Consider the following 12236-nt stretch of genomic DNA (forward strand, 5'->3'; position numbering starts at 1 on the left):
CGGTTCCGGCGGCGCTTCCGGCGGCGCCTCGGGCGGTGCTTCCGGAGGCGGCCCGCAGCGGGCGGCGAAGGACGGCCGCCGGCGCGGGAACGCGCAGGGGGCCAAGTCCGGTTCCGAGCCCGGCCGCAGGCCGCGCCGCCGCCCGTCGGCCAAGAACACCTGACGAGGAATGGCCGCGAGCGCAGCGGGCACAGTCTGAGCACCATGGCCCTGACCGTGCAAAGCCGGTTCCATCCGACCCACGCCGATCTGGCCGTCGTGAGCCTCACCGGAGACGTGGACATATCCACCGCCGCCCGGCTGCGCGACGACCTGGCCGCGCTGCTCGGCGACGGCGCCCGCCACCTCGTGCTGGACTTCACCGAGGTGTCGTTCATGGACTCCAGCGGGCTCAGCGTCCTCGCCGGGATCTTCCCGCTGCTGCGCGGCACCGGCACGCTCTCCCTGGCCGCGGTGAACCCCCGGATCCGCGAGGTGCTGCGCACCACCGGGCTCACCCGCCTGTTCCCGATCTACTCCTCGGTGGACACCGCGATCACCGTCATCCGGAGCGGCGAGGACACGCTGTCCTGACGGCGCCGCGACAGCGGAACCGAAAAGGCCCGGAAAAGTCTGGACGATCCGGTCACATCGGGCGCGTCGCGTTCGTCATCGCCGTGACGGCACCGCTTCGAGCACCGAGAACGAGGGCGACGATGAACGAGCACGACTTCCTGGCCGGCCGGTTCGAGGAGCACCGCACGCACCTGAAGGCGGTCGCGTACCGGATGCTCGGCTCGCTGGCCGAGGCCGACGACGCCGTCCAGGAGGCGTGGCTGCGGCTGGCGCGCGCCGACGGCGACGACATCGACAACCTCGGCGGATGGCTGACCACGGTCGTCGGCCGGGTGTGCCTGGACATGCTGCGGTCGCGCCGGATGCGCGGCGAGACCCCGCTGGAGGCGCGGCTGCCGGACCCGGTCGTCGGCGCCGAGGGGACCGGCGCGGACGCCGGCGCGAACGTCCCCGGCGCGGAGCGGCACGATCCCGAGCAGCAGGCGCTGCTGGCCGACTCGGTGGGGCTGGCGCTGCTGGTGGTGCTGGAGTCGCTGAACCCGGCCGAGCGGCTGGCGTTCGTCCTGCACGACATGTTCGGCCTGCCGTTCGAGGAGATCGCCCCGATCGTGGACCGCACCCCCGGCCGCGGCCCGCAAGCTCGCCAGCCGCGCCCGGCGGCGCGTCCAGGGCGCGGCACCGGCGCCCGACCCGGACCCGGTCGCCCGGCGCCGCGTCGTCGACGCGTTCCTCGCCGCGGCGCGCGGCGGCGACATCGCGGGGCTGCTGGCCGTCCTCGATCCGGACGTCGTGCTGCGGGCCGACGCCGGGACGCTCGCGTCCGGCGGCATGAAGGTCCTGCGGGGCGCCCGGGAGGTGGTGGGGCAGGCCGCGACCTTCCGGCGCATGGCGACCACCGCGACCGTCCGTCCCGCGCTGGTCAACGGCGCGCCGGGGTTGGTGAACACCGTCGGCGGCGAACTGTTCTCGATCATGGGCTTCACCGTCTCCGGCGCGCGGATCGTCGCGATCGACATCCTGGCCGATCCCGACCGGCTCGCCCGGCTGGACCTGACCGCGCTGGACCCGACCGGGCTGGACGGCTGACGGCTTCGCGCCGGTCAGGCCGGGGAGGCGGTCCGGGCGGGCCGCCTCCCCGGGGACGCGACGTCCGGTGACCGTCGGATCACGGTTGTGATGCGGAGCACAGCGGGGTCTTGACATGCTGGTGTGACCGGTAACAGTGTGGGCTGCCGAACCATCCGGCACACCCCCGAGGTGAGACGTGAAGCCAAGGAAGCTCGTCACACTGGCGCTGGGCATCGGGCTCGCGCTCGGTATGACCGCGTGCGGCTCCAGCGAGAAGACCGTCGACCAGGAGAAGGCGAACCAGCCCGTGAAGGGCGCGCTGATCGGCGTGACGATGCCGACCCGCTCGTCCGAACGGTGGATCCACGACGGCGACAACGTGAAGAAGCATCTGGAGGGGCTCGGCTACAAGGTCGACCTCCAGTACGCCGAGGACGACATCCCGACGCAGGCCAACCAGATCGACAACCAGATCACCAAGGGCGCCCGGCTGCTGATCATCGCGCCGATCGACGGGACCGCCCTCAGCACCCAGGTGCAGAAGGCCGCCGACCAGGACATCCCGGTCATCTCCTATGACCGCCTGATCCTCAACTCCCCCAACGTCGACTACTACACCACCTTCGACAACTACCAGGTCGGCGTGCAGCAGGCGACGTCGCTGCTGGTCGGGCTGGGCCTGAAGAAGGCGGACGGCTCGGAGGGCGACGAGAAGGGGCCGTTCAACATCGAGCTCTTCGCCGGCTCGCCCGACGACAACAACGCCAAGTACTTCTACAACGGCGCGATGGACACGCTGAAGCCCTACCTCGACAAGGGCACCCTGGTCGTCAAGAGCGGCCAGACCGAGTTCGAGCCCATGGCGACCCTGCGCTGGGAGGCGGCCCGGGCGCAGGCGCGCATGGAGGACCTCATCACGCGCAACTACCGCGACGGCGCCAAGGTCGACGGCGTGCTGTCCCCGTTCGACGGCATGTCGATCGGCATCCTGTCCGCGCTGAAGTCCAACGGCTACGGCACCGACTCCCAGCCGTACCCGGTGGTCACCGGGCAGGACGCCGAGGTCGCCTCGGTCAAGTCGATCATCGCGGGCGAGCAGTACTCGACGATCTTCAAGGACACCCGGAAGCTCGCCGAGGTCACGGCGAAGATGGCCGACGCCGTCCTGAAGGGCCAGGACCCGCCGGTCAACAACACCAAGGACTACAATAACGGCGAGAAGGTCGTACCGTCCAACCTCCTGCAGCCGGTGATCGTCACCAAGGAGAACTACCAGAAGGTGCTCGTCGACAGCGGCTACTACACCGCGGGCGACCTGGAGTAGCGGCGCCGGGGCGGGCGCGGCCGGCGTCCCCCCGGAAGGAGGAGCATGACGGACGCGATACTGCGGATGCGCGGGATCACCAAGACCTTTCCCGCGGTCAAGGCCCTGCAGGACGTGAACCTGGACGTCGCGCGCGGTGAGATCCACGCGATCTGCGGCGAGAACGGGGCCGGGAAGTCGACCCTGATGAAGGTCCTGTCGGGCGTCTACCCGCACGGCGACTACAGCGGGGAGATCGAGTTCGACGGCGAGCCGTGCCGGTTCTCCGGCATCCGCGACAGCGAGCGGCGCGGCATCGTGATCATCCACCAGGAGCTGGCGCTGAGCCCGTACCTGTCGATCGCCGAGAACATCTACCTCGGCAACGAGCGGCGCGGCCGGTTCGGGCTGATCGACTGGAACCGGACGAACGCCGACGCGGCCGCGCTGCTGGAGCGGGTGGGGCTGCACGAGAACCCGGTGACGCCCGCGATGGACCTGGGCGTCGGCAAGCAGCAGCTCGTCGAGATCGCGAAAGCGCTTTCGAAGGAGGTGCGGCTGCTCATCCTGGACGAGCCGACGGCGGCGCTGAACGACGCCGACTCCCAGCACCTGCTCGAACTGCTGCGCGGGCTGCGCGCGGACGGCATCACCTGCGTGATCATCTCGCACAAGCTGAACGAGATCCGGTCGATCGCCGACTCCACGACGATCCTGCGGGACGGGCGGACGATCGAGACGCTCGACATGCACGGCGACGAGGTGTCGGAGGACCGCATCATCTCCGGGATGGTGGGCCGCGACCTCGGCAACCGCTACCCCGAACGCGTCCACGACGTGGGCGCGGAGGTGTTCCGGATCGAGGACTGGACGGTGCACAGCCCCACCCAGCCGGGCCGCGTCGTGGTGGACCGCGCCGCGCTCAGCCTGCGCCGCGGCGAGGTCGTCGGGCTGGCGGGACTGATGGGCGCGGGCCGTACCGAGCTCGCGATGAGCGTGTTCGGCCGCAGCTGGGGCGACCGGATCACCGGCCGCGCGTTCAAGGACGGCGCGCGGGTGCGGGTCCGGACGGTCGGCGAGGCGATCGGCCACGGCCTGGCCTACGCGACCGAGGACCGCAAGACCTACGGCCTCAACCTCATCGAGAGCATCACCCGGAACGTGTCGGCGGCCGGGCTCGGCAAGCTCGCGCGGGCGGGCTGGGTGAACGACAACCGCGAGTTCGAGGTCGCCGAGCGGTTCCGCAAGGAGATGAACATCAAGGCGCCGAGCGTCCTGTCGGCGGCCGGGGAGCTGAGCGGCGGCAACCAGCAGAAGGTGGTGCTGTCGAAGTGGATGTTCACCGACGCGACGTCCTGATCCTGGACGAGCCGACCCGCGGCATCGACGTCGGCGCGAAGTACGAGATCTACTCGATCATCAACGCGATGGCCGAGCAGGGCAAGGCGGTGCTGGTGATCTCGTCCGAACTGCCCGAGCTGATCGGGATCTGCGATCGCGTCTACGCGATGGCGGCGGGCCGGATCACCGGTGAGGTGTCGCGGGCGGACGCCACGCCCGAGCGCCTGATGCAGTACATGACACAGACCGAGGAGGCCAGTCCATGAGCAGCGTCGCCAAGGCCGGGGAGGCCGTCTCTCCGCCGGCGGCCGAGCCGCCGAAGACCGGGCGCGGCCTGCCGGTCAACCTGCGGCAGAGCGGGATCTACATCGCGTTCGCGGTCATCGTCGCGCTGTTCGCCGTGCTGACCGACGGGCAGTTGCTGTCGCCCGGGAACATCTCGAACATCATCGTCCAGAACTCCTACATCCTGATCCTGGCGATCGGGATGATCCTGGTGATCATCGGCGGGCACATCGACCTGTCGGTGGGGTCGGTGGTCGCGCTGACCGGCGCGATCGCGGCCGTCCTGATGGTGAACCACGACGTGCCGTGGCCGCTGGCGCTGGCGCTGACCCTGCTCGCCGGGGCGGCGATCGGGGCGTGGCAGGGCTACTGGATCGCCTACTTCGGGATCCCGGCGTTCATCGTGACGCTGGGCGGGATGCTGATGTTCCGGGCGCTGACGCTGACCGTCCTGGACAACCAGCGCATCGGCCCGTTCCCCGACGACGTCCGGACGATCGCCAACGGCTTCCTGTCGGGCTACCTCGGCAACATCGGCCTCGGGTTCCTCGGCGGCGCGACCTGTTCACGCTGCTGGTGGCGCTGGCCCTGGTCGGCGGGTTCGTCGTGCTCGGCTGGCGGCGGCGGCAGGGCCGCATCGGGTACGGGCAGCAGGTCGACCCGATCGCGGTGTTCGCGGCGAAGAACGCGCTGGCCGTCGTCGTGGTGATGTTCATCGCGGTGCAGCTCGCGCGGTTCAAGAACCTGCCGTGGGTCCTGGTGCTGCTCGGCGCGCTGGTGCTCGCCTACACGACGCTGACGAACCGGTCGGTGTTCGGGCGGCGCATCTACGCGATGGGCGGCAACCCGCTGGCGGCGCGGCTGTCGGGCGTGAACGTCAAGTCGGTGTCGTTCTGGCTGTTCGTGAACATGGGCGTGCTGTCGGCGGTCGCCGGGATCGTGTTCGCCGGGCGGCTCAACCAGGCGGGCCCGACCGCGGGCAACATGTTCGAGCTGGACGCCATCGCGGCGGCGTTCATCGGCGGCGCGGCCGTGCAGGGCGGCGTCGGCAAGGTCATCGGGGCCATCACCGGCGGCCTGATCATGGGCGTGATCAACAACGGGATGTCGCTGCTCGGCGCGCCCAGCGAGCGCGTCATGCTGATCAAGGGGCTCGTCCTGCTGGCCGCCGTGGCGTTCGACATCTGGACGAAGCGGCGCAGTGGCACGGCCCGGTGAGCGGCGAGCCGGTATCTTCGGGGTGACATGACCGCCACGCCACCCACGCGCCCGGGGCTGCGCGACGTCGCCCGGCTGGCCGGGGTCTCGCACCAGACGGTCTCCCGGGTCTTCAAGAACCATCCGATGGTCAGCCCCAAGACCCGCGACCGGGTCCTGGCCGCCGCCGCGCAGCTGGACTTCCGGCCCAACGCGGCGGCCAGGGCGCTGGCCACCGGACGGTCGCGCACCCTCGGCGTCGTCAGCTTCGACACCGCCCTGCACGGCCCCGCGTCGATCATCGCGGCGATCGAGCGGCACGCCCGCGAGGCCGACTTCTTCACCAGCGTGGCCGGGCTGGGGTCGGCCGGCCGCGGCACGGTCGCCGGGGCGGTGGACCGGTTCCGCGACCAGGGCGTCGACGGGCTCATCATGATCCCGGGGCACGTACCGCCGGAGGAGGCGGTCGGGCATCTCCCCCGCGACCTTCCGACGGTCCTGCTGGGGCCGCCCGCGGGCGTCCCGACCGTCCAGGCCGACCACTACCGCGCCCCCGGCGAGGCCACCCGGTACCTGCTGGGCCTCGGGCACCGCACCGTCCACCACCTGCCGGGACCGGCGGACTGGTCGGAGGCCACCGAGCGCACCCGCGGCTGGCGGGACGCGCTCGCCGCGGCGGGCGCCGAGGTCCCCGGCTGCGCGCCGGGCGACTGGAGCGCCCGCTCCGGTTACGAGCGCGGCCGGGTGCTGGCCGCCGACCCGGACGTGACGGCGGTGTTCGCCGCCAACGACCAGATCGCGCTCGGGCTGCTGTGGGCGATCCACGAGAGCGGCCGGCGGGTGCCCGAGGACGTCAGCGTGATCGGCTTCGACGACATCCCGGAGGCCGCGTTCCTCACCCCGCCGCTCACCACCGTCCGGCAGGACTTCGCGGCCCTCGGCCGGCACTGCGTCGAACTGCTGGTCGCCCAGCTCACCGACCCGGACGGCCCGCCGCCGGAGCCGCCCGGCGTGGTGCCGAGCGAACTGGTGATCCGCCGCAGCACCGGCCCCGCCGGCTGACGATCGAGGCGCCGAAGGCATGGAAAGGGCGGCGGCCCGGCCGGGCCGCCGCCCTTTCCATGCGCCCGATGCGGTGTCGGGCCGCGCCGGGGTCAGCCCTTGCGGCGGATCTTCGCCCAGGCGGCCTTGATGTAGCCGTAGGCGCGGTCGCTGACGCGCTTGGCGGCGGGGAACTCGGTGCCGAGCAGCCCGATGCCGGCGAGGATGACGACCACGCCCGGGCCGGGGATCACCAGCATCACGATGCCCGCGGCGATCACCACCGTCCCGGCGACGGCGACGGCGATCTTGCGCACCGGCCGCAGCCGCCGCCGCGGGGCCGGGGACGCGCCGTTCGCGGCGGTCTCGGTCGGGATGCCGGTCGGCGCGTCCGCCGTGGTCTCGGGGGCGGGACGGTGCGGCGCGGCGGTGGTCACATGGCCTCCTGCGGAGCATCGGGAACGGTCCTTGTGTCGTATGACGCACGGAACCGGCCGGATGCGCCCGATCACCACCCGAATGTGACGAGTGCCACTCAGTGCCGGTGGTAGCGGGGCCGCGGCTTGAGGCGCGCGTTGGGCAGTGCGGGCGCGGGCAGCGCGGGGCCGTCGTAGCCGGTGACGGGCGCGAAACGGGAGTTGGCGGGCGCGTCCGCGCGCTCGCGCTCCCAGTCCGTCCGGGCTTCGACGATGTCGTCGTGGCTGCGGCCGACGAAGTTCCACCACATGACGAGGTCCTCGGCGAAGGGCTCGCCGCCCAGGAGCAGCGCGTGCGCCGGACGGTCCGCCGCGAGCGCGAGTTCGGTGCGTCCCCGCCCGAGGTACAGCATGTCGCCCGCGGGCACCTCGCGGCCCTCGACGGTCGCCGCCGCCGACAGGACGAGCACCGCGTACTCGAACCCGGGCACCAGCGGCAACCGGAGCCGGGCGCCCGCGTCGAGGGCGAGCGCGGCGCCCGCGAGCGGCGAGTGCACGGTGGCGGGCGACGCGGCCCCGGCGATGTCGCCGATGAACACGGTGACGTCCGCGCCCGGGACGTCCAGGCGGGGCAGGTCGGTGTGGAACTCGTACGCGGGCGCGGTCCTGCGGGCGGCCTCGGGGAGCGCGACCCACAGCTGGGCGCCGTGCAGCACCGGCGAATGGTCCGGCGGGGACTGCTCGGAGTGCGCGATGCCGGGGCCCGCGGTCATCAGCGACAGGTCGCCGGGCCGGACGAGCGCCCGGCTGCCGAGCCCGTCGCGGTGCAGCACCTCGCCCTCGACCAGCCACGTCACGGTCTGCAGCCCGATGTGCGGGTGCGGCGGGACCTGCATCCCCTCGCGGCCCGCGATGTCCTCCGGGCCGTAGGAGTCGGCGAAGCACCACGCGCCGACCAACCGCCGGTCCCGGTTGGGCAGGACGCGCCCGACCCGCATCGCGCGGGGCCCGCCCAGCGGGACGTCGCGCGGGTGCAGCGGTTCGAGGTCCGGTTCGGCCGCGACGGCCGCGTCGGCCGAGCAGACGTCCTGCTCGACGGGTCGTTCCTCAACGTTGCTCACGAACCGCTCCCCCCATCGCCATGTCCCGGAGATTACCGCCCCGCCGCCCCGGGCCGTCAGAGGCCGCGGACGGCCGCGACGGTGAACGGGGTCTCCGGGGTGCCGGAGCCGAGCGGGCCTCCCTCGTCGAACTGGGAGCGGACGACGTAGAGGGTGCCGCGGACGCGGACGAGCGTCGTCGGCGCGTCCAGTTCGGCGTCGACGACGCGGCGCCGCAGCCACGCGGCGCGCCCGTCGGCGGAGACGCGCCAGCGGGTGATCGCGTCGCTCACGTTGTGGGCGGCCCACAGGCGGCCGTGCCGCAGGTCGAGGCCGTCGGCCAGCTCCATGTCGCCGCCGTGCAGCGCGACCTTCGCGACCGCGCCGGACGCGGTGTCGACGCGGTAGAGGTCGCCGCCGGTCGAGTCGACGACGAGGAGGTAGCGGCCGTGCGGGCCCGCGACGACGCCGTTGAGGGTGTAGGCGCCGGGCTCGTACGGCTCCAGGGCGGGGCCCATGTCGACGTACGGCTTCAGGTCGGCGCGGCCGCCGCGGGCCGCGGCGAGGTCGCGCGGGGCGACGCGGTAGACGACGGCGCGCAGGCTGTCGGTGAGGTAGGCGGTGCCGTCGGGCGTGATCGCGAGGTCGTTGACGAAGCCGGGCCCGTCCCCGGGCAGGTCGAAGCGTGCGAGGAGGCGGCGGGTACCGGCGTCGTAGACCGCGACGCCGGTGTTCGAGTCGGTGACCCAGAGGCGGCCGCGCCGGTCGATCTCCAGGCCGTTCGCGGTGTCGCGGCCGTCGGCCCCGGCGGGCAGGAACACCTCGGCGACGCGGTCGCGGCCGGACATGCGGTAGACGGTGCCGTCGCCGAAGGAGCCCGCGTACAGGACGCCGGTGCGGGGGTCGGCCGCGATGCCCTCCGGGTAGACGCGGTCGCCCGGCAGCTCGTACGCCGTGGTCACGCGGACGTGCGGCGCGGCCGGTGCGGCGACGGCGGACGGGGCGGCGGCCGGGAGGGCGATCGCGGCGAGAGCGGCGACGGCGGCGGAACGGTACAGGCGGGACATCGTTCTCCATATGTAGTGATCTATTCGAACGCGTCGATACAGTAGTTAGAGCTCTAATGCTTGTCAACGGTCTCACGTTCGAGGACGGCCGTCCCGCGCGGATACCATGCGCGAATGACCTCGATGCCCGCCCCGGAGCGGATCGGCCACCACGTCAAGCGCGCCGAGCAGGCGCTCAACGCCGCCAAGCACGCGGCGCTGAAGCCGAGCGGGCTGACGGTGCCGCAGTACGCCGCGCTCCTGAAACTGGCCGACAGTCCGGGCATGTCGGCCGCCGCGCTGGCGCGGGCCTGCTCGGTCACGCCGCCCACGATGAACACCGTGCTCAGGAATCTGCAGGAGCGCGGACTGATCGAGCGCACGCCGCACGAGTGGCACCGCAACATCCTCGAGACCCGGCTGACCGCCGAAGGCGAGGCCGTGCTCGCGAACGCGGACGAACGGGCCGTCCGGGTCGAACGGGGGCTCGCCGCCGAGTTCACCGAAGCCGAACGCGAATCGCTGATCGAACTGCTGGGCCGCTGCACCGCGTTCCTCGACGCCGACCGCGCGTCCCGTCCCGTCGCGGACTGACAAGACGAACCGGCACATTCCGTTGCGCGGAGCGTGCACACCGTGATCACGATGACCTAGACTGCGAAGCCCCCGTTCCTCGACCCCCGCCCCGCTCACTCGTCGAGGTGATCACGATGCTCGACCACCCCGGCGCCGCCAGCGCCCGGATCTACGACTACTCGCTCGGCGGCAAGGACAACTACGGCCCCGACCGCGACGCCGCCATGGCCGCGCTCGCCCTGCACCGCGTCGCGCGGCTGCTGCCCCGCGAGAACCGCAAGTTCATGCGCCGCGCCGTCCGGTACCTGCTGGACGCCGGCGTCCGGCAGTTCATCGACGTCGGCTGCGGACTGCCCGGCAAGGGCAACGTGCACGAACTCGCCCACCGGACCGACCCGGACGCCCGCACCGTCTACGTCGACCACGACCCGGTCGCCGTCGTCCACTACCAGTCGCTGCTGCACGCCGTGCCGACCGCGGCCGCCGTGCGCGGCGACGCGCGGCGCGCCCGGCGTCCTCGCCGACCCCGACCTCACCGCGGTCATCGACCTCGACCGTCCGGTCGGGGTGCTGATGATCGCGATGCTGGACCAGATCCCCGAGGCCGACGACCCGGACGGCGTCGTGCGGGCCTTCCGCGACGCGATGGCGCCCGGCAGCCACCTCGTGATCTGCGACCTGGCGTCCGACCGGCTCACCGCCGCCGACTTCGACCGGCACGCGAAGATCGTCGAGCTGCTCGGCTTCCCCGTCGAGTTCCGCCCCGCGTCCCGCCTGGCCGGGTTCTTCGAGGGCCTCGACCTCGTCGATCCCGGGCTCGTCCCCGCACCGGAGTGGCGTCCCGACCGCCCCTACGACCCGCCGTCCGGCTGGCTGATGGCGGGCGTCGGCCGCAAACCCTGACCCGGCGTCACGCCTGCCGGGCCGCCGCGCCGACGAGCCGCACGACGTCGGCGACGGCCTCCGACGCGAGCGCGGGATCGGCCGCGTCGACCGTCAGCCCGCGGACGAGCCACACCTCGTCGAACGTCCGCTCCAGGGCGAGCACCGCCCGTCCGCCGGGGTCTTCGCGGATCAGGCGATGGTCGCGCGTGAGGGTCCATCCCCGGCTCCGCATTCCGCCGAGCCCGCGATCGGGCACCGTCATGCCGTCGAACCGCTCCGTCCGGCCGGACGCGCGCTCGTCGCCGGTGAGGACGTGGACGTCCCGGTGCAGCTGGCCGAACGGCTGGACGAGCTCGTAGTCGTCGAACGCGTCCTGCCAGGTCCGCAGGTCGCCGCCCAGGTCGACCGGGTGCGCGAGCCGCACGGCCGCCGCGCCGGGCAGGACGAACGCGTCGTCGCGGACGTCGGCGAACGTGCCGTCCTCGGCGATGCGGAACGCGGCACCGTCGGCCGTCCAGACCAGGCGGCGGGCGATGTGCCGGACGATCGGATGGTCGGCGAACAACGCGCGGAACTCGTCCGGCGTCCACGCGTACCGCCGGGCGAGGGCCGTCTCCAGCGCGTCGGCGACGGCCGCGGACGCCGTCCGCACCTCGGCCTTCATCGCGGTGAAGCGGCGGCGCGCCGCCGCCGCGAGTGCGGCGTCGTCGCGCGCGCCGGGCCGGGCAGCGCCTTGAGGCGGCGCCCGGAACCGTCCGCGACGAACGGTTCGAGCCGCTCGTCGAACCCCGCGCGGAACCGGCGCGGACCGTAGTCGACCGCCAGGGAACCGTCACCGTCGAGGCCGTACCGGGGGACGACGCGTTCGGCGAGCCGTTCGGGCGGGACGCCCGCACGTCCCGCCGCCTCTTCGAGCAGCGCGCGCGCCGCTTCCTGACCCCGGGGTACTTCGCCTTCCGTGCGATCTCGTGCAGGTGCAGGACGGCGATCGGGGTGCCGAGGGCGGCGAGGACGTCCAGCCCCTTGACCGCGCGCGAGTGCAGCCCGTCGCCCGGCCACGCACGGATCGGCGGAGCCAGCCGCCGCACGGTGTCGTCGTCGCCGAGCAGGCCGAGCGCCGCCATCGCCCACGCGTGCCGGGGCGGCGCCCCGTGCCCCTGCCAGGCTTCGAACAACGCCCACCCGAACTCCGCCAGCGACCCGCCGTCGCAGGCGTCGCGGACGTCCGACAACACCCCGCCCCCGCCCCCGCCCGCCGAACCTTCCGAAACGCGGTCATCACGGGCGTCCGAGGTAGTGGCCTCGGCGACCACCGAAGGCCCCACGCCAGGGGCAGCCGACGCGCAGGCTCAGCGGGACCCCGGAGTCGCCGCGTTGCGGGGCTCGGAGGTTGTGCGGGCGGCGACCATCGAAGGCGCCACGC

At 72.9% G+C, this 12236-nt stretch carries 11 protein-coding genes and 3 pseudogenes; 9 read left to right on the forward strand and 5 right to left on the reverse strand.

The genetic code is table 11. From position 1 onward, the window contains the following. Positions 1 to 204: 204 nt before the first annotated feature. From BJF79_RS18825 to BJF79_RS18850, 7 genes and pseudogenes are all read left to right on the forward strand, one after another. Positions 205 to 573: an STAS domain-containing protein gene (locus BJF79_RS18825; protein WP_075899187.1), complete on the forward strand. Its 369-nt coding sequence runs from the start codon at positions 205 to 207 to the stop codon at positions 571 to 573. 122 nt (positions 574 to 695) lie between these two features. Continuing rightward, a pseudogene (gene sigJ / locus BJF79_RS18830) lies at positions 696 to 1641 on the forward strand (RNA polymerase sigma factor SigJ). Positions 1642 to 1873: 232 nt separating this feature from the next. After that, positions 1874 to 2947: a multiple monosaccharide ABC transporter substrate-binding protein gene (gene chvE / locus BJF79_RS18835; RefSeq protein ID WP_083733574.1), complete on the forward strand. Its 1074-nt coding sequence runs from the start codon at positions 1874 to 1876 to the stop codon at positions 2945 to 2947. Positions 2948 to 2992: 45 nt separating this feature from the next. Continuing rightward, positions 2993 to 4533: pseudogene (gene mmsA, locus BJF79_RS18840) on the forward strand (multiple monosaccharide ABC transporter ATP-binding protein). Further along, a complete protein-coding gene (locus BJF79_RS60670) occupies positions 4530 to 5261 on the forward strand; it encodes an ABC transporter permease subunit (protein ID WP_262402252.1) in 732 nt (243 codons plus the stop codon). Before mmsA ends, BJF79_RS60670 begins: the two are co-directional and overlap by 4 nt. Continuing rightward, positions 5159 to 5770, forward strand: coding sequence for an ABC transporter permease subunit (locus BJF79_RS60675; protein ID WP_262402253.1), 612 nt, complete (start codon positions 5159 to 5161; stop codon positions 5768 to 5770). The genes BJF79_RS60670 and BJF79_RS60675 overlap by 103 nt, the downstream gene beginning before the upstream one ends. Positions 5771 to 5797: 27 nt before the next feature. Then, on the forward strand, positions 5798 to 6811 hold the full coding sequence (locus BJF79_RS18850) for a LacI family DNA-binding transcriptional regulator (protein ID WP_075899191.1): 1014 nt from the start codon (positions 5798 to 5800) through the stop codon (positions 6809 to 6811). Between the two features lie 92 nt (positions 6812 to 6903). Here the strand turns inward: BJF79_RS18850 and BJF79_RS53460 are convergent, their stop codons facing one another. From BJF79_RS53460 to BJF79_RS18865, 3 genes are all read right to left on the reverse strand, one after another. Continuing rightward, on the reverse strand, positions 6904 to 7227 hold the full coding sequence (locus tag BJF79_RS53460) for a PGPGW domain-containing protein (RefSeq protein ID WP_075899193.1): 324 nt from the start codon (positions 7225 to 7227) through the stop codon (positions 6904 to 6906). A gap of 98 nt (positions 7228 to 7325) precedes the next feature. After that, entirely contained in the window at positions 7326 to 8327 is a 1002-nt protein-coding gene (locus BJF79_RS18860) for a pirin family protein (RefSeq protein ID WP_075899195.1), read from the reverse strand. A 56-nt stretch (positions 8328 to 8383) separates the two neighbouring features. Beyond that, positions 8384 to 9373, reverse strand: a complete 990-nt coding sequence (locus tag BJF79_RS18865; protein ID WP_075899197.1) for an SMP-30/gluconolactonase/LRE family protein — start codon at positions 9371 to 9373, stop codon at positions 8384 to 8386. 114 nt (positions 9374 to 9487) lie between these two features. Between BJF79_RS18865 and BJF79_RS18870 the strand changes: the two genes are divergently transcribed. Both BJF79_RS18870 and BJF79_RS60680 read left to right on the forward strand, forming a co-directional pair. Further along, on the forward strand, positions 9488 to 9946 hold the full coding sequence (locus tag BJF79_RS18870) for a MarR family winged helix-turn-helix transcriptional regulator (RefSeq protein WP_262402254.1): 459 nt from the start codon (positions 9488 to 9490) through the stop codon (positions 9944 to 9946). A gap of 116 nt (positions 9947 to 10062) precedes the next feature. Beyond that, positions 10063 to 10831, forward strand: a pseudogene (locus tag BJF79_RS60680) (SAM-dependent methyltransferase). A 7-nt stretch (positions 10832 to 10838) separates the two neighbouring features. Here the strand turns inward: BJF79_RS60680 and BJF79_RS18880 are convergent. Together BJF79_RS18880 and BJF79_RS53465 are read right to left on the reverse strand one after the other, a co-directional pair. After that, the gene (locus BJF79_RS18880) at positions 10839 to 11477 is read right to left on the reverse strand and encodes a DUF4132 domain-containing protein (RefSeq protein WP_075899199.1); all 639 of its coding nucleotides are present in this window, start codon (positions 11475 to 11477) and stop codon (positions 10839 to 10841) included. Next, positions 11474 to 11872, reverse strand: coding sequence for a hypothetical protein (locus BJF79_RS53465; protein WP_143220032.1), 399 nt, complete (start codon positions 11870 to 11872; stop codon positions 11474 to 11476). Before BJF79_RS53465 ends, BJF79_RS18880 begins: the two co-directional genes overlap by 4 nt. Positions 11873 to 12236: the final 364 nt, after the last annotated feature.

The organism is Actinomadura sp. CNU-125 (assembly GCF_001942465.1).
Lineage (GTDB): Bacteria > Actinomycetota > Actinomycetes > Streptosporangiales > Streptosporangiaceae > Spirillospora.